Source organism: Paraburkholderia sp. (assembly GCF_035501035.1).
Classification (GTDB): domain Bacteria; phylum Pseudomonadota; class Gammaproteobacteria; order Burkholderiales; family Burkholderiaceae; genus Paraburkholderia.
Genome location: NZ_DATJWR010000243.1, coordinates 23362 through 38911, shown reverse-complemented (window position 1 = coordinate 38911; position 15550 = coordinate 23362). Strand labels below are relative to the sequence as shown.

The 15550-nt window shown below is 60.0% G+C and carries 19 protein-coding genes and 1 pseudogene; 10 read left to right on the top strand and 10 right to left on the bottom strand.

Going from position 1 to position 15550, the window contains the following annotated elements; all coding sequences use genetic code 11:
- Positions 1–284 precede the first annotated feature (284 nt).
- Together VMJ11_RS18035 and VMJ11_RS18030 are read left to right on the top strand one after the other, a co-directional pair.
- Positions 285–671 carry a DUF4148 domain-containing protein gene (locus tag VMJ11_RS18035; RefSeq protein WP_325620753.1) on the top strand — a complete coding sequence of 129 codons (387 nt, stop codon included), beginning with the start codon at positions 285–287 and terminating at the stop codon, positions 669–671.
- Positions 672–1204: 533 nt separating this feature from the next.
- Positions 1205–1471, top strand: coding sequence for a hypothetical protein (locus VMJ11_RS18030; RefSeq protein WP_325620752.1), 267 nt, complete (start codon positions 1205–1207; stop codon positions 1469–1471).
- A gap of 305 nt (positions 1472–1776) precedes the next feature.
- On the opposite strand, the gene VMJ11_RS18025 is transcribed toward VMJ11_RS18030, so the two are convergent.
- Positions 1777–2052, bottom strand: coding sequence for a hypothetical protein (locus VMJ11_RS18025; protein ID WP_325620751.1), 276 nt, complete (start codon positions 2050–2052; stop codon positions 1777–1779).
- Between the two features lie 508 nt (positions 2053–2560).
- Here VMJ11_RS18025 and VMJ11_RS34500 point away from each other — a divergent pair.
- Positions 2561–2812, top strand: a complete 252-nt coding sequence (locus VMJ11_RS34500) for a hypothetical protein (RefSeq protein ID WP_414694425.1) — start codon at positions 2561–2563, stop codon at positions 2810–2812.
- Between the two features lie 129 nt (positions 2813–2941).
- Here VMJ11_RS34500 and VMJ11_RS18015 read toward each other — a convergent pair whose 3' ends face one another.
- Positions 2942–3163, bottom strand: coding sequence for a hypothetical protein (locus VMJ11_RS18015; RefSeq protein WP_325620750.1), 222 nt, complete (start codon positions 3161–3163; stop codon positions 2942–2944).
- Between the two features lie 636 nt (positions 3164–3799).
- Between VMJ11_RS18015 and VMJ11_RS18010 the strand changes: the two genes are divergently transcribed.
- From VMJ11_RS18010 to VMJ11_RS18000, 3 genes are all read left to right on the top strand, one after another.
- On the top strand, positions 3800–4126 hold the full coding sequence (locus VMJ11_RS18010) for a hypothetical protein (RefSeq protein ID WP_325620749.1): 327 nt from the start codon (positions 3800–3802) through the stop codon (positions 4124–4126).
- Positions 4127–4279: 153 nt separating this feature from the next.
- Entirely contained in the window at positions 4280–5011 is a 732-nt protein-coding gene (locus VMJ11_RS18005) for an alpha/beta hydrolase (RefSeq protein WP_414694424.1), read from the top strand.
- Positions 5012–5014: 3 nt separating this feature from the next.
- Positions 5015–5395, top strand: coding sequence for a hypothetical protein (locus VMJ11_RS18000; protein ID WP_325620748.1), 381 nt, complete (start codon positions 5015–5017; stop codon positions 5393–5395).
- Between the two features lie 69 nt (positions 5396–5464).
- Here VMJ11_RS18000 and VMJ11_RS17995 read toward each other — a convergent pair whose 3' ends face one another.
- Positions 5465–6073: an H-NS histone family protein gene (locus VMJ11_RS17995; protein ID WP_325620747.1), complete on the bottom strand. Its 609-nt coding sequence runs from the start codon at positions 6071–6073 to the stop codon at positions 5465–5467.
- Between the two features lie 611 nt (positions 6074–6684).
- On the opposite strand from VMJ11_RS17995, the gene VMJ11_RS17990 reads away from it, so the two are divergent.
- Positions 6685–7026, top strand: a complete 342-nt coding sequence (locus VMJ11_RS17990; RefSeq protein ID WP_325620746.1) for an H-NS family nucleoid-associated regulatory protein — start codon at positions 6685–6687, stop codon at positions 7024–7026.
- Positions 7027–7145: 119 nt separating this feature from the next.
- Here the strand turns inward: VMJ11_RS17990 and VMJ11_RS17985 are convergent, their stop codons facing one another.
- Positions 7146–7361, bottom strand: coding sequence for a DUF3820 family protein (locus VMJ11_RS17985; RefSeq protein ID WP_325620745.1), 216 nt, complete (start codon positions 7359–7361; stop codon positions 7146–7148).
- 316 nt (positions 7362–7677) lie between these two features.
- Here VMJ11_RS17985 and VMJ11_RS17980 point away from each other — a divergent pair, with 316 nt between their 5' ends.
- Together VMJ11_RS17980 and VMJ11_RS17975 are read left to right on the top strand one after the other, a co-directional pair.
- Positions 7678–8397: a hypothetical protein gene (locus VMJ11_RS17980; RefSeq protein WP_325620744.1), complete on the top strand. Its 720-nt coding sequence runs from the start codon at positions 7678–7680 to the stop codon at positions 8395–8397.
- Between the two features lies 1 nt (position 8398).
- Positions 8399–8830, top strand: a complete 432-nt coding sequence (locus VMJ11_RS17975) for a cytidine deaminase (RefSeq protein ID WP_325620743.1) — start codon at positions 8399–8401, stop codon at positions 8828–8830.
- Between the two features lie 119 nt (positions 8831–8949).
- Here the strand turns inward: VMJ11_RS17975 and VMJ11_RS17970 are convergent, their stop codons facing one another.
- From VMJ11_RS17970 to VMJ11_RS17955, 4 genes and pseudogenes are all read right to left on the bottom strand, one after another.
- Entirely contained in the window at positions 8950–9555 is a 606-nt protein-coding gene (locus VMJ11_RS17970; RefSeq protein WP_325620742.1) for a cytochrome b, read from the bottom strand.
- Between the two features lie 274 nt (positions 9556–9829).
- Positions 9830–10948: an FUSC family protein gene (locus VMJ11_RS17965; RefSeq protein WP_325620741.1), complete on the bottom strand. Its 1119-nt coding sequence runs from the start codon at positions 10946–10948 to the stop codon at positions 9830–9832.
- 223 nt (positions 10949–11171) lie between these two features.
- A complete protein-coding gene (locus tag VMJ11_RS17960) occupies positions 11172–11651 on the bottom strand; it encodes an RbsD/FucU family protein (protein ID WP_325620740.1) in 480 nt (159 codons plus the stop codon).
- A 157-nt stretch (positions 11652–11808) separates the two neighbouring features.
- Positions 11809–12975: pseudogene (locus VMJ11_RS17955) on the bottom strand (GNAT family N-acetyltransferase).
- Positions 12976–13333: 358 nt separating this feature from the next.
- Between VMJ11_RS17955 and VMJ11_RS17950 the strand changes: the two are divergent.
- Complete coding sequence (locus VMJ11_RS17950; RefSeq protein ID WP_325620739.1) at positions 13334–13537, top strand: hypothetical protein; 204 nt, start codon at positions 13334–13336, stop codon at positions 13535–13537.
- A gap of 504 nt (positions 13538–14041) precedes the next feature.
- Here the strand turns inward: VMJ11_RS17950 and VMJ11_RS17945 are convergent.
- Both VMJ11_RS17945 and VMJ11_RS17940 read right to left on the bottom strand, forming a co-directional pair.
- Positions 14042–14821 carry an amino acid ABC transporter permease gene (locus tag VMJ11_RS17945; protein ID WP_325620738.1) on the bottom strand — a complete coding sequence of 260 codons (780 nt, stop codon included), beginning with the start codon at positions 14819–14821 and terminating at the stop codon, positions 14042–14044.
- Positions 14818–15549 (bottom strand): amino acid ABC transporter permease, encoded by a 732-nt coding sequence (locus VMJ11_RS17940; protein WP_325620737.1) that lies wholly within the window; start codon positions 15547–15549, stop codon positions 14818–14820. Before VMJ11_RS17940 ends, VMJ11_RS17945 begins: the two co-directional genes overlap by 4 nt.
- Between the last annotated feature and the right edge of the window lies 1 nt (position 15550).

The following is a 15550-nucleotide window of genomic DNA, read 5'->3' as shown; positions in this document are numbered from 1 at the left end:
ATTCGGCATCCTTACTAGTTTGGTTATCGCTACCTGGGCGCTTCCTCCCGACCCGCCAAGAGGAGAACAACCGCCCGGCCCTTGCCATCTGTGCGATGACTATCGAGAGGAGGTACCGTCCGGCCCTTCGTCTACGGCGAGACCCACCAGCTATTTCGACGCGGCCATACCTGGTCCGACTGTGTCGGCCCGTAGCGTCGCCACGCTCCGTAATTCGGCAGCTGATCGACATTCGAGCCGTCGTAGCACGACGTTCCCGTTCAACCAATTCAAGGAGCTCCATCATGAAAACCCTTGCATGCCTAATCCTCGCCAGCAGTGCGCTTGCCAGCCCGGTCGTCAGCCTCGCTCAGAACACTGCGCCCGTCACCCGCGCGCAGGTACGCGAGGAACTGATCCGTCTCGAGGCGGCCGGCTATCACATCGGGGACGGGGACCACACGACGTATCCGGCGGAAATTCAGGCAGCTGAAGCAAAGATTGCTGCACAGGACAGCCCGCAGGAGGCCAACAACGCCGCACCGGACAGCCAACAGGGCGCCAACGACGCCGTTGGCGGCACCACGCTCAACGGTACGTCAGCCGCCGGTAGTTACCAGCAGCTGCCGAAGTCCTCGCCATCGTCGTGCGTCGGTCCCGCAAGCTATTGCAACATTTTCTTCGGTAACTGACCGCCTATGCCTCGCCCGACACCCCCCCGACGATTCGGGTAACGCGCCAGAATCGTCTGGAGGTGTTGTCATTGGCAGCGCCCGCATCTTCGAACCCTCCGCAACGAATGGCGGGTGAATCGATAGACCCGCGGTCGATACGCATGACCTGGCACAGGGTGTTGATGCCGTTGACACGATGCGCCAACGACATCAACACCCGAGCGAAATAGAAAGGCCAACATACCAATCGAAACGTCGCATCAGGGCGGCACTGCGACCCGCCGGATACCGTACATCTAGTCGTAGCCGTGCAAGGCAAACTATCAAGGTCCAGAATGGTCGATGACTCGTTGCCTCGGTGCGGTCTAGCCCGCAGCTTCAAAGGTCGAGGAACCCAAGGCCCGCTGCCGCCGCGCCGGGCTGAGTGACAGCGCCGTCAAAGATGGCGACGATGTCGTTTTGCGTCGGCGTGCGCCAGGGAATTTACCGAGTTTCGCGAGCTGACGGCCGTGCGACTCTATACACGAGTGCCATTCCCTATGGAGACCGGCATGCAACCTGAGACGCTCAAGAATGCTGCGGCCGCCGTTTTTCTGAAACGATCGGCGCTGTGTCTGCTGATGTCGCCAGTTGCGTGCCTGTTCTGGGCACTCAATGCATACCCGCCACAGGATGTACTCTGGCTTTGCTTTGCCTTGGCGACCTATGTCTGGCCTTTCGCCGGAATCCTTTTCGTAGTCTCGGCGGCATTTCACGTCGGCACCCGTGGTCGACGACCCGAAAAGGGCGCCGGATTGCAGGAAGCACACGGACACTAGGCCGTGCGCCGTCCAGCCGCACAGTCCGCTGCCATTGCTCAAATAAAAGCCTCCTGGAAACAGGAGACTTTCGAGTTGATACTGGCCGCGTGGACGACGTTCGTCAACGTGACCATGACATGCGACCCGTTACGGGTCCGCACAAAATTGCTCCGGAAAATCGACCCAATCCGAGCCCGGACGCTCTGGGACATGCCCAGAGTCGTATGCCTGCTGCGCTGATCCCTGATCTTCTCACGACAACGTCTAGATGCGCGGCCGTCAGGAAGAAGGCCGCGCTCGGGGAGCTCGCCGCAGAGGCCAAACTATTGCGAGGTCGTTAGCTTCAGGTTCGGTCGCAAGTCGTGCGTAACGGCCTCACGTTGCCCTTTTCGCTGGTCCGATACCTGTTCGATTCCCGTTTTCAACACCTCTTCGCAGAACGCAATTCGCATGCGGTAATACTCAGCCTGCAATTGTGCGTCCAGAACCCGTTGTTCGGCCTGGAACAGCGCCATGCGCAATTCACCGAGCGCGCGTTGAGCCTGCTTCTCCGGCGTAGCGGCATTGTGAGCAATCAAGTTTGAAAGCCAATGCAACATGGATAAGCCCCCCTCTGTTGGACTTCGCGTTCGCACGTATCAGGGCCCATAACGGCCCGAACTGTCGCTGCGAAAAGACTATCAGAGGCAAAGGAACGCAGTGTGTGCACAACCGAACGTGTTGTATAAACGATGCAAAAGAGACGGAAAAACTTAGCACCTCACTGGTGACTGCTGTGCGCCACCGATTCCCGCGCCGAAGACGGTGATAGTAGCGGATCGTTCAGGAATACGCGCCATGGATGCGTTACAACTCCGCATCCGAATCCCGGCTTTCGACATGCAGTCGGATGTATGGACCATTGACGAGCAAGACGAGGATGCGATTGAATGAGCTAGACGTGAGAGGAAGTTGTCGGCAACGACAATCGCCACCCGGAAATGCGCAATTACGCCTCCAGCGCACGCATTTTCATTGGCATCCTAACTATATCTTCACAGAGCAACCTCTGTCAGCGCAGGTGCCGGTGCAATCTACCGCCACATTGGAACGTGAAGACGCAACGGCATCGTTCCTGAGGCGTATCTGCGCTCCGTGCTCGTACGCATCGCCAACCCTCCGGCCAACCTCATCGACACACTTGCCCCATGGGTCGCTGCCGATCAGCCATCTTCTCCGTCCCGAAGATCTCGATTGCTGGTCGCGACTTTGCCGGGTCTGCGCTTAACATTGGTTGCCCGGCGACAGGCCGCCACGGATGGGAGTGGCCATCACGGGCGCGACATTGGTCCACAAAGCGGAAGCAGCCGGCTATCGTGACGCGTCATGCTGGCGATCAGATCATGCAGCACGTCGAAGCAGATGAACCGGAAACCGAGGAGGCGCAGTATGCGCCGGCGTCCTGCGCACGACGCGGACGACGAGAGGCAAACCTGAACATCACACGCATCACTGCGGCTGGTCACCTGCGGGAGGATACACATTCCAATAGCCATCATCGTGTTGAAAGAAGAACAGCGCGTGAAGTCCCGTCGCCTGGTGCGTCTCCACGCAGACGTAGCGCGGCCCGCCCGAACGGATGTGACCGAACGCAGTCACATGTACCTGAGTGGTGGGTGCAATCCATTTTTCAACCTGATAGCGCAGTGACTGCGCCTTCGTGCGTCTCATCTGCTCCTCCCGGACATCGGTTGCTTTTGCGGCCCTCTCGCCGCATACGGCGAAAGCATCCTGCCAAACCGCGCGCCCATGATGCAGAGCGCAATTCCTGCCGCGTCGCATCAGAAGCTTGAGAAAGCACTTTAACTATAGTGCTAAAACCTTCGTGCAATGTCGCTTTCAGCACGTTTGCAACAAAACGACAGAAACCTGGAGGAGCACGTTCGACAGCTCTGACGACGGCGGGCTGGTGCGTCGCACCAGGGTGTCGAACGAATGGCGGTGCGCCTGCCATACATACTTGAGCGCGATTGCCCCTGATAGGTGCGCAGAATGTTTGATTACATGGTGGACGCACGTTGGTTCGACGACACCGAACTGTCGTCGTCCCCTTTGCGACGCACGGACTGCAATCGACGACTACACCCGCATGCGGGCACCGTAGCGGAGCACCGCCACCCGCATTGGCACATTCGATTGACCAACGATTGTGGCCTACACTAGAGACCCGTCTTTCGCGTGCTCGAGGGCCGCCTTGACGCAATGCAACGTCGCTGGCAGCCAATTGAAGCAGGCGAATGGTCATGACACGGGCAACACATCGTCATCTGCTGCCCGAATTCATCTGATGTTCTAGAAGGGGGCATCATGTTGCAAGCCAGTGAAATGCAAAAGCGCTTTACTCATCTGCAGCAAACCGTCAGCGAGACATCCCAGACCTGTCATTCCGCTGCGACGATTCCAAAGGACTTGATGAAGTGGATGGATGAGCTCGATAACGAATGCAAATCGGCAAAGAAGGTCATGTCGTCCAGGGATGAGGGTCGAATCCGGCAGTGGGTCGACGATCTCGAGCAGATTGGTAATCGTGCAGAGCGAGCTTGCCAACAGGCCAGTGGTCTCGATGTCAGGATCATGGATGCAGTCAGTTCGATGCATTCGGAAATCTCAGACCTGCAGCGACGGCTGCACTGACCTGCCAGACGACCCCGGCCCACCCCGCCGGGGCCGTTTCGAAAGCGACTTGCCGCCGCAGCGGCCGGGAAATTGAAAGAACGAATACCCTGCCGTCACCTTGAGGGCCACCTATCTATCAGCACGTGCCTGAACGTCTGCGCGGGAGTCGCCATTTTGCAGGATCGTTTTATCTACTTCCCTGAGAAGGTCACAATCGAGAACCTCGCGTCGCGCGGACTTCGCGCATGGCCGACATCTGAGGCGTTTCGTGGGCTCGTTGCGGAACCGGCCGCAAAGTCGCACGGCACGGCCATCGTCTTTCACGGCAATGCCGGGCACGCCGGACACCGTTCGTTCTACGCGGCGGCGCTTACCCAGCTTGGGCTGCGCGTGATCCTCGCCGAGTATCCGGGCTATGGGCCACGCGACGGCACGCCGAGCGAAGAGAGTCTCGTGGCCGATGCCCAACAGACCATCACGCTCGCCCATCACCTCTACGGCATGCCGCTGCTGCTCATCGGTGAATCGCTCGGGGCCGGCGTGGTGGCCTCGGCCGGCTCGCGCGAACGCGACAAGACTTCCGGCTTGCTGCTCATCACGCCATGGGATCGGCTCGAGCACGTCGCCGCTTACCACTATCCGTGGCTCCCCGTGAAGTGGCTGCTGCACGACCGTTACGACAGCGTGACACACCTGGCGTCATTCGCCCGCCCTGTTCTCGTCGTGGTTGCGCAAAGCGACAGCATCGTCCCCGCGCGCTTCGGCGAAGCGCTCTATAGCACGCTACCCGCTCCGAAACACCTGACGGTCGTTAAGGGTGCCGAGCATAACGACTGGATTGGCCACATCCACGATACCTGGTGGCAGGAGGCAGTCGGATTCCTGCTCCCGCCCTCTCGTTGAAATATGAAATCCCGCTCTATTCCGCCAAGTTGGAAACGGCTCTACATCCTCGATGAGAAGAACAGGCCCGTCGAGGTGTTCGACAGCAGCGATTGGTCGCGCTGGATGTCCGGGAACGACCTGATCTTTCGCCGCACGTTGCTGGAAGAATCCGGAGTGACGGTCACGACGCGCTTTCGCGGTGCGTCCGAAACGAGCACCGGGGAGGCTCTGTTGTTCGTGACGCGCATTGCCGGAATGCAAATGCGGGACAACGAGAGCTACGCGGCCGCTACGCTCGATGAAGCACTGGAGCAGCATGAGCACATCGTGCAGACAATCCTGCGGATGCTGAGTACCCAGACGTCGCCCTCGCATAAGGCTCCGCGCAAAAGCACTCAGTGATCAGTCGTAGCGGGCGCCCAATGCGGCTTGGTCAACATGAGGCTCCGCCCGCTACGACTGTATCGTCCGTTACGCTGCTGCCACTTCAGGCGTAGGTGCAGCTTCAACTGCGGCCGGCGCCTTTTTGGCCGCGACCTTGCGCGGCGCAGAAGGCTTTTTCGCGGGCACTGCTGCCTTGCGTGCGCGAACACCCTTCGCCGGTACAGCCGCCGGGCGGCCAGGCGCCTCTTTTGCGGCAACTGCCTTCTTTGTTGCGGCCTTCTTCGCCCCGACACGCTTCGCAGATGCCTTTTTCGCCGGTGCTGCCTTTGCGTCGGCTTGTTTAGCCTTCGCACCGGATTCAATCAAAAATTTCGAACGATCCTTGACATCGCGAATCCAGAGCGGCGCCAGACCACGGCCCGACCACGTCGCGCCGGTTTTCGGGTCCGCATATTTGGGCGCAACGTGATGAACACTCGCGCGCGGAGCTTTGGTCGCCGACTTTGCTTCCGTAGCCGCCGGCTTACGGCCGCGCCTTTTACCGACAAAACTCTCGATGTCAGCAATGGTCAATCCGTGCTTGTGCATGAGGTCACGGATTCTGGCCAAACCCACCGACGACTGCTTTTCGGCGATTGTCGCTGCCTGCTTCTGGAGTTTTGCAATTTTCAGATTGATTGCGTCCAAGGTAACCATTTCTCTTTCTCCCTGTTGGGTTTACCGTCCATGCGATCCCGGCGTTTCCAGGCATTTCCAGGCGATTCCTGGCATATCGAAGTTCGGTCTGCCGGTCGGAATTGAGGCCATCGTCGCGGTGGCGATTATGACTTCATCAGTACACTCGTGCAAACTGGATTGACGAGGTTCAGCGGTTTCTACGTCACCTGGACGGAAAATGAACTGGCAACCGATGAGTTCTGCGCGTACAGTAGCCGGTAAGTTTCGCTGCGAATGCCGTCCCGCCGCAAAACGGCCAGGGATTATCTGTCGCCGACTCACACCACTCGTCGATCAACTAACAACGTTCAGCGTTAGTTTCGCACGCGCATTCGCACCGACAAAAAACCTGCCGACACGATCCGCAGGATTGAACCGCCAGCAAAGCTTTCGGGTTGACTTATACTGACTGAATACCACGACTACCAAACGCGATACCTTGCGTACGCCGCTTCCGGCCAGACGTCGTGCGAAAACGCCAATGACCTCTTCGCTGCCCCAGTATGGGCAGCACGGCGTCGCGTGGTATCCTGGCGGCACGCGACTTGCGATCACCGGCCCAACGCAAGGTGTTGAGCGGAGAATACTGAATGGATGAAAGAAGGCGTGAGAGCATCGTGGCTTATTTGCGGCGACGGATGGCCGAATTCGGAATCGAACCGGACGACATCGCTGCTTCAATTGCGGCTGACCAGGAGCGGTTGCGGGCCGTACGGTTCCGGGACGCCTCCGGCAACACATGGGACGGCAAAGGGGCTCCGCCGCAATGGGTGGTCCAGGCGACCAGCGCTGGCCAGTCTCTCGAGCATTTCGCAATCGACGCGCCACAGACGCGAGACTCAGGCAAGCGCGGCGGCGCGGACTGGCGCAATGACCCGTTTGCCGGGACCAGACTAGCCACAGTCAGGACGGAAGGCGCCGGCACGGCCTGAGTCCCTGCCGCTCGCAATGCGGCAGAAGTCGGTTATCGCCGGCCACGATTGGCGATAAACACCTGATCGAAGCGGTGAGAATCAGCGTTGCACGCTGTGCCGATCGCGCCTGATTGGCGCTATCCGCGTTTGCGCAGCGGATCGAGCAAGGCTCTCAGCCCGTTATGGTCCATCTCGTGCATCAGCGCGAGCAGGCGGCCGATCTCGCCCCGCGGAAACCCTTCGCGTGCCATCCAGTTAAGGTAATGCCCTGGCAGGTCGGCAATGAGCCGGCCTTTGTATTTGCCGAAGGGCATGGTGACGGTGAGAAGGCGTTCGAGGTCTTGGATTTGCATGGGCGTATTATGCAGGGCTTTCCGTTTCCCGCGCGATCCGGTCGCAATTGCCCCGCACCCCGCAAGAAGCGAAATCGGCACGGGAGTTCCGTCGCCAGCGCTATCGAAACCACCGCGCTCCCGAGACTGACCTGCCGAGACAATCTCTAACCGTCTCTAGTATCCACATGGCGGTCCGTTTGGCGGCGTGTACGCTGAGAGCCGTGAAGTGTATTTCCCGGAGAAACATACTAGACTTGAACGGCGAGCACTGGCGACGCTTGAGAATCGAATGACTTCCATGAACGAATGAGTTCATTGGTGCGGGGAGGCGACGATGCTTGAGAAACTTCGCAAGTACCCTACTCAAACGAATGCCGGATTGAGTTTCGTTGTCGGGATGTTGTCAGCAATTGGCGTCAATAAGCTGACGGCTACGCCTCCCGCGCTCTCCGGCTGGATATTCGTAGCCGCTGCCGTTCTGCTGTTAGCCGGTCAGACAATCATTGTTTACAGATTTATATCAACCCCTTCCAAGCCCCAATTGAAGGACTTGCTGAAACTCGGCACGGTCGCATTTATCGAGCACTCGCGCCTGGGAAAAGAGATTTCATTCGAGGATATCCGTGGCTCATTCCATGAGGTGAGGAAGTCCAGGCCGCACGGCGACCGGCACAGCAGGCCCTGCCTGTACCTTGTCGCGAGACATCGCGTTCACGAATACCCGGATACGGACTTGATCGAACTGGATGATTACGAAAACAGGAGATGGTATTTCAATGTGAAATCGGCAAACGCAAAATGCGGGCATGCTGGAGACGTCAACCCCGATAGACCCGTCAAATCGCAGGACACCGCGAATATCAAGGGGATAATTTCATATCCTATAATCGACGGAGGCAATGTGCTCGGTACTGTAACGTACGATTCCGCCCATCATGCGAAGGACATGCGATGGATCGATGAAGGCGGCAACATTGAGCAAGGCGCCGACAAAATAATGCGAAGTATCGTCGATGTGGTGCGCCGCGAAATTCAATGCAAATGGGACGATTAGCATGACGAACGAACTGACTTTGCAGGATGAGGAACTGCTGCAGGCCGCGCGTGAAGCCGCAGAAGAGGCATACGCCAAATATTCGAAGTTCAAGGTCGGAGCGGTCGTCCAGGGCCTGAAGGGCCAGCACCGAGGGGTCAATGTGGAAAACGCCAGCTATGGGCTGAGCCTCTGCGCAGAGCGATCAGCGTTGACGGCCGCCATTGCGGCGGGTGATCGGGAGATTTCCGCGGTGGCGATTGCGTGCATCAGCGTGGACGCCCATGCCCCGATCAGCCAGCGTATGCCGTGCGGGGCCTGTCGTCAGTGGCTGCAGGAGCTTGCGCCTGACGCGAGAATTCTCATTGACGGCGCGCCCCGTGCATTCACCGTGCAGGAACTCCTTCCGCTGGCATTCACGCTGCCCGACAACACGCCTGACGGGTCGTCCTGAGCGGCTATCCGCAGCAACGCGGCGCACGAGTCACCGCGAGTTCCGCTCGTATTCGCGCGACAAGAGCAACGTCCAATACGTACGCAGCTCTCATCGTGCTTGAAAGCAGGAAACGATATTTAAAGCATCCTTCGCAACACATCGTTACGCATGATCAGCTGGTGCTTGATTACCGCGGCCACGTGCAGCATAACCAGTCCAGCCAGCAGTGCGCAACTTGCGCGATGCACCGTGAACAATTCGTCGGTTAGCGGGCCTTTCTGGAACGGAGTGTCGATCTCAATCAGGCCGAAGAACGAATAGCCGTTCGGAACCATCAGGAAACCACTCGCAAGCACAGCAAAGATCGTGACGTAAATCACGGCATGTACGGCGTGCGCCAGCGTTTGTTGTCTGATGGACACATTGGGCAGCGCACGTGGCTCGACCCGGACCAGCTTCCAAACCACCCGAAGCGGAAAAAGCACGATAAGCACGGTGCCGATCGACATATTCAGTTGCGACAGGAAATCGTGCACGGGCCCGTTGGCGATGCGGGCGAGCGAGTAACCCGCTACGCTGGCGTAAATAATCGAAACAGCAAACGTCCAATGGAAAAATCGCGCAACACCATCGTAGCGGCCCGGTTCGGCATCGCCCACCTGCTGGTGCAAAGCACGCAAGGCAAGGTAACGATTTTGCGCGATCATGGTTTGCGGCTCACCTGTCTGGGTGCTGGATCGCATTGGCGCTCGTGACATTCGGTTCATACGTCTCTTCCAGTCATATGCTTGTTCCAGTCCGAGATCATCAGGACGTACTGGAACGCCACCATGCGCTTCGGCCATTGGTGAGACATCACCTCAGCCGTGCCTCATGGCGTCGGTGCGCCCGCCGGTGATCAGCGGCGCATCGTACCGGCTTGATCAGACCACCTCAACAACAATGCAAATGACAACGATTTGCATTTACGTTTATTTACGAACCCATTTCATAAGGCTTTCGAGACCCGGAATTAACCTATTTACCGGTGTCCGAAGATCGGAGCGGAAAAATGGTCATGGCTGCTGCCAGCCCGAGTGCCCCGCCGAGAAGCGTTTCCCAGGCGCGAGCTGCAAGCATGGGAACGGAGTGCACACCACTTGCAGCCAGCGTCACGATCAACGTGAAAGCGAACGCCGCGCAGGCAATGTCGTAGCGCTCTGGCAGGGCCATCGCATAGATGACCATCGCGAGTGCGGCTGCCCCCCAAAGCAGCAGCGGCGCATGCCCGGCAACCGGCAGGCAGGCAAGACCGATCGGAACGCCAATCAGCGTGCCGACAATCCGGCGACGCACACGCTGTATCGTGCCGGTCGCCGAACCGGCGACGACGTAAGTGCATGCGGTGATCGCCCAGGCGGACTCCTCGAGACCAATCAAACCGTTCAGGGCGACGATGACCAAAGCACCGATGGCCGCCTGCAGTCCCATGAAGAACTCGGGCGAGCACTTCCCACGAGCGGGGGCGGGTCCGGCGGCGAGCGCCGCCATTGCGACTGGCCGCTCCGCGGGACCGCTTAGCACGCGTGGCACCACCGACGCCAGGGCCGCGATGAGCGCCGCAATCCCAATGGCCCACAGATCATCGTTCGTCAGACGGGCGCCGTATGCGAGCAACTCTCCAATATAGATTTGCGATCCGACGCCTGCGCCCAGGATGCCGAATCGTTTGAGATAGCCAACCAGAAAAGCGCCCGTCAGGAGAATCAGTTCTGGTCCTGCCCGGCCCGCAACCTGCAGCGGCGGAGAAAGAACCACGAACAGGCCCGCGCCCAACGCGGCGGCAAAACTCAGCAGCACGAGATCACGGCTCGACTCGGCGCGCGTCGTTTTCCCCTCGGACACGCTCGCCCAGAGTGCGAAGCTTCCAGCGAGGTAACCCAGCGAAACGCTGTTGGGCACGCTGCGGGCAATATCGTGCAGCGTGCCGAGTGCAGCCGCGATGCCGTACGCCGTCACGAGCCGCAACCCCTTGATTCGGCGGTGCGTGCCGGGGTCGACCCGCTCCAGCCAGCGGTCAACCGCCGCTACGGGTCTCAGGATGCCCCGCCGAAATTTTCCACCACGATCGGGAGAGCCTTGCGTGTTGTCATTCATGGGCTTCTCCGTGATCTTTCGCAGGGCACATGCGAGCGGCAACGCAAATGTGATGTTGTCAGCAGCCGAGCGGCACGCACAGGGAGACCGGCAGAAGGACTCGCACTTCCATCGCTAGCCTTATGCCAACGCAAGCAGGTGCTCACATGATCTGGCCTGCGAGCCCCTCGTTTTCGTCACGCGTGAGGACATCCTGCATGTTCACGACGCCACGTCCACACGCTCACTGCGTTGCGGGATTCCCTCGCGGCGCATCCGGCGCGAGCAGCACGCCTTTGGCGAACACGAAGCAGCCGTAACCGCGCGTCTCCCCCGTGGCAATCACGCAATAGGCCTTGCGCGCGCGCGCATAGAATGCGTGCCGCTCGATGGAAGCGAACGGCACCGCGCGGCCCTCGGCCGCATCGACCTCGGACTGCGCTTCGCGCTGCACCGTTGGAATTGCTTCGGGATCGCCCACCACTTCCATGCGCATGGCCGGAGATTCGACGAAGGTGTCGAGCGGCAGCACGGAGAGGATCGCGCGCACGGCGCGCGGCGCATCGACGCCGTCGATGCGCAGAAGCTTGCCGAGCGCCGTTGCGCGTGCAATCGAGTCGGCCGGAAAATTCGCATCGCAAATGACTAGCTCGTCGCCGTGCCCCATCGCGCGCAGCGCGTGCAGGACATCGGCGTTCAGGAGCGGGTCGATATTCTTCAGCATGTCTCCTCCATTGTTGGCATTTCGCACGGAGGACAATGCTGCGCTCGATCCCGGGGCCAAGTCAACTCGCGGATTTCAGGCGCGTGCCGAACATGGCGCTTTCGACGTGTCGGCCAATGTTGCGTGCACCGGCGAATTATGCGTAGGGTGCTCGGGATCAGAATTGCAGGCGGTAGCGCACGAAATCGTCTGCGTTCGTGAATTCGTCGTAGAGCTTGCGTGCGGGGTTGTCCTCACGCGTATGCCAATAGAGGCGCGACCACGCGCGCGAGCGCGCCAGTGCGATGAGGTCTTCGATCAACCGCCTGCCAATGCCCTGCCCGCGGCAGGCGGGATCGACGAACAGGTCCTCCAGATAGCAGACCGGCGCATCGACCCATGTGCCTTCATGCAGCACGCAAAGGCTGAATCCCGCCACGCGACCATCGACTTCGGCGATGCGCCCGAACAGCGGCACATCCGCATCGAGCATGCGCTGCCAGGTCCGCTCGCTGACTGACGGCGGCACGCTCGCTTCGTAGAACGCGTTGTAGCCCGCCCAGAGGCCGAACCACGCGTCGCGGTCGGCGGACGCGATATCGCGGATAAGGATCGTGCCGGCCATTCAGGACGCCGCCGCTTCCCTGAAGCTCGCGAGCGAAGCGCGCTGCTTGCCATGGGCGTCGAAATTCTCTTTCGAGAGCCACGTCTCGAACGCCGCCTTGGCGAGCGGCCAGTCCTTGTCGATGATGGCGAACCACGCCGTGTCGCGGTTGCGGCCCTTGTACACGATGGCCTGGCGGAAAATGCCCTCGAACTGGAAGCCAAGGCGCAGCGCGGTTTTGCGCGAGGGCGCGTTCAGGCTGTCGCATTTCCATTCGTAGCGCCGGTAGCCCAGTTCGTCGAAAACATAGCGCATCAGCAGATACTGCGCTTCGGTGGAAATAGGCGTTTGCTTCAGACGCGGCGAAAACGTCACGCTGCCAACCTCGATCACGCCATGAACCGGTTCGATGCGCATGAGCGCGAACGTGCCCACGGCCTTGCCGCTCGCGCGGTCGATCACGGCATAGTGAAACGGATCACTCGATACCGCGGCCTTGGCCAGGTATTCTCGAAACGCAGCGAAATCGGTGAACGGCTCGGCGAACAGATAGGTCCAGTCGCGTCCATCCGGCGCCTCGCCATAGGCCTCGAAGAGGTCGGCCGCGTGCCGCTCGAGATCGATCGGCTCAATGCGGCAGAACTGCCCCTCGATCGTCACGCGCGCAGGCCGCGCGCGCGGCTGCCAGTCCGAGACGGGTTCGCCAATGGGTTGCTGGTATTCGTTCACTCTTGCTGCCATGCGTGACAAGCTCCTTTTGCGCGACACGTGTGCCTTATCCGCACCAGGTTACCGCAGGCGTGGTCCCTTGAAAAGGTCCACGAGCGGCGGCTCTGGTGGAACCACGCGCTGGCGCGTTGCATCACGTACCGCGCCCCTATTATCGCGGCATATCGCGGCATCGAAGCAGGTCCCCTCGCAAATCGGGGTTGGCGCGGTTCTTCACCACCATCGCTGCGCGTTCCTGCACCTCAAACAGGCGCATGCATGCATTCCTGATGCGACACGATTTCACGAATCGAACTCGTCTTATTTTTCTTGCCCAGCCCTGCATTTATCCTGATGCAAGTTTCGTATTTCATTGCATTGGGAGAGGGACATGGGTCCGCAGTTGGTGGTCGACTTCATCGCTAACCAACCGTACGAACTCGGCGAACGCGCGTTGCGGCATGTGTGCCGTGAAAACGGCCTCCTCACTAAAAGAGCGTACCGCACTCAGGGCCAGACCATGGCGCTTATCGCCGGCACTTCGCCTTTCCTCCCGCCCTTGACGGCCTATTTCATGTTGTCGTACCAGCAGTAACCAGCACTTCGTGCCTTGTGCATCACTCCGGTGCACTGTAATGGAGCCCGTTGCGGGTTTCGCTCACCAGTTTTCTGCCTGATGGCCGCTAGCACGGCCATCCTCTCCAGTCCATGTTCAAACGCGGTAAATCAGAGCCCGGCCTAGATCGCCCGGCCAATCCCGAGAGTCTGCTTGCCCAGACCGTCAACCGTTACGCTCACCTCTGTATCGACTTTGCAGTGTGCGTCGGGATACTCGTGCTGGTTGTGTGCCTGGTCGTCGCAACACGTGCTCTGGACGACTGGTTTCAGTTGGGGATGTAGTGTCCCATGACCGGGTCATCACGGACAGAACGGCGATCGTGCGACGCAAGGGAATCGCGGGCGTCGTGTCGGCTCGTAGACACGTTGAATGCTGACCACTTCAACGGGTGCGGATGAGCTCCCGATTGCAATTGCGAGAATCGAAACACGTCGGTTGCGAACCCCGCCCCATAAGGAGGCGAGGCGGCACACCGCCGCATCAGTCTCGCGCCCTGCGCGTCGCCGCCGCGCCAACCAACGGCGATCGCATTTCGCGTCGTTCGTGATACTTGTCGCCTTGCACTCCGCTCCCACTTAGACGCGTAGACTTGCGGCGCACGAGCAGCGCGTTGGCAACCCACTGCAACGCGCCGCACAACAGCAGATAGACAAGCGCGACAAACAGGAAGATCTGCGCCGGATACACCATCAGGCGGTTGTTCAATTGATTGGCGAGGAACGTGAACTCCGGCACGCCAACGATATAGGCGAGCGACGTATCCTTGATCAACGAGACCCACTGATTGATGAACGACGGCATCATCACACGCACGGCTTGCGGCAGGATCACTTCGCGCAAAGTCTGCCAGCGTGTCAAACCAAGTGACAGTGCTGCCTGGCGCTGCCCATCACTGATCGATGTGATGCCCGCATAAACGGAGTGCGACAGATACGCGCCGCCGATCAGTGCCAACGCGCAAACCACGGTCGCGAGACCCGGAACGTCGACGTGCAGCAGGATCGGCATCAGGAAGAAGGTCCAGAAGATCAGCATCAGCACGGGTATTGCGCGAAAGAACGCGACCACGACCGTCAGCGCGAGATGGACGAAGCCACGCGTCATGGCGAGCGCAATGCCGCCCGCGAGACCGAACAACGCGGCAAGCAACGCGGACATCACCGAAAGCACGAGAGTCAGCGCAATGCCGCCCAACGGGCCTGCGGGAAATGCTCCGAGCAACAGATAACGCAGCGTCGGAAGCCAATCGAAGCCGTTCATACCCGGCCTCGCTGCAACGCGCGCACGCCGGTGCGTTGCCAGAGCACGAGCGCCGCTTCGATAACCGCAATGGCCAGCACATAGAATACGGTGGCGGTGCCGAACGCCTGGAATGTCCTGAAGCTTTCCGTGTCGACCTGACGCGACATATACGACAGCTCCCCAACGCCTATCGCCATCGTCAGCGAGGAGTTCTTCACCACGTTCATGTACTGGCCAGCGAGTGGCGGCGTCGCGATGCGCAATGCCTGTGGCAGGATCACGTAGCGCAGCGTTGCGTAGCGGCTCATGCCGAGCGCGGCAGCCGCCTGCCCTTGTGCGGGGTTCACGCCGCGCATGCCGGCGAGAAACTCCTCGCCGATGAACGCCGTCGTGTAGCAGGTCAGTCCAACCCATCCGGCGAACAGCTCGAAACTCGGCCAGCGCAACGTCAGCACGCCAAGCGTTACCGCGTGCGGCGTGTTGAGCCAGTTCATCCATGCGGACGGTAGAACCGTCGCCGCGCCGAAGTACCAGAACAACAGTTGGACCAGCAGCGGCGAATTGCGGATGACGAACACGTAAGCCGCCGCGCCGCGCGCGATCGCGCTGGTGCGAGCCGTGCGGGCAACCGCGAGTACGAAACCCAGCGGCGTCGCGCACAACGCCGCACAGGCAGAGAGCATCACCGTAACGAGGAAACCCTGCTCCAGCCACGCGAGATACTTCGGTTCAAGCCAGTTATGCATG

Bases quoted from the DNA above. Each gene is read 5' to 3' on its own strand.
- VMJ11_RS18035 (WP_325620753.1), top strand. From the start codon at position 285: ATGAAAACCCTTGCATGCCTAATCCTCGCCAGCAGTGCGCTTGCCAGC.
- VMJ11_RS18030 (WP_325620752.1), top strand. From the start codon at position 1,205: ATGCAACCTGAGACGCTCAAGAATGCTGCGGCCGCCGTTTTTCTGAAA.
- VMJ11_RS18025 (WP_325620751.1), bottom strand. From the start codon at position 2,052: ATGTTGCATTGGCTTTCAAACTTGATTGCTCACAATGCCGCTACGCCG.
- VMJ11_RS18015 (WP_325620750.1), bottom strand. From the start codon at position 3,163: ATGAGACGCACGAAGGCGCAGTCACTGCGCTATCAGGTTGAAAAATGG.
- VMJ11_RS18010 (WP_325620749.1), top strand. From the start codon at position 3,800: ATGTTGCAAGCCAGTGAAATGCAAAAGCGCTTTACTCATCTGCAGCAA.
- VMJ11_RS18000 (WP_325620748.1), top strand. From the start codon at position 5,015: ATGAAATCCCGCTCTATTCCGCCAAGTTGGAAACGGCTCTACATCCTC.
- VMJ11_RS17995 (WP_325620747.1), bottom strand. From the start codon at position 6,073: ATGGTTACCTTGGACGCAATCAATCTGAAAATTGCAAAACTCCAGAAG.
- VMJ11_RS17990 (WP_325620746.1), top strand. From the start codon at position 6,685: ATGGATGAAAGAAGGCGTGAGAGCATCGTGGCTTATTTGCGGCGACGG.
- VMJ11_RS17985 (WP_325620745.1), bottom strand. From the start codon at position 7,361: ATGCAAATCCAAGACCTCGAACGCCTTCTCACCGTCACCATGCCCTTC.
- VMJ11_RS17980 (WP_325620744.1), top strand. From the start codon at position 7,678: ATGCTTGAGAAACTTCGCAAGTACCCTACTCAAACGAATGCCGGATTG.
- VMJ11_RS17975 (WP_325620743.1), top strand. From the start codon at position 8,399: ATGACGAACGAACTGACTTTGCAGGATGAGGAACTGCTGCAGGCCGCG.
- VMJ11_RS17970 (WP_325620742.1), bottom strand. From the start codon at position 9,555: ATGCGATCCAGCACCCAGACAGGTGAGCCGCAAACCATGATCGCGCAA.
- VMJ11_RS17965 (WP_325620741.1), bottom strand. From the start codon at position 10,948: ATGAATGACAACACGCAAGGCTCTCCCGATCGTGGTGGAAAATTTCGG.
- VMJ11_RS17960 (WP_325620740.1), bottom strand. From the start codon at position 11,651: ATGCTGAAGAATATCGACCCGCTCCTGAACGCCGATGTCCTGCACGCG.
- VMJ11_RS17950 (WP_325620739.1), top strand. From the start codon at position 13,334: ATGGGTCCGCAGTTGGTGGTCGACTTCATCGCTAACCAACCGTACGAA.
- VMJ11_RS17945 (WP_325620738.1), bottom strand. From the start codon at position 14,821: ATGAACGGCTTCGATTGGCTTCCGACGCTGCGTTATCTGTTGCTCGGA.
- VMJ11_RS17940 (WP_325620737.1), bottom strand. From the start codon at position 15,549: ATGCATAACTGGCTTGAACCGAAGTATCTCGCGTGGCTGGAGCAGGGT.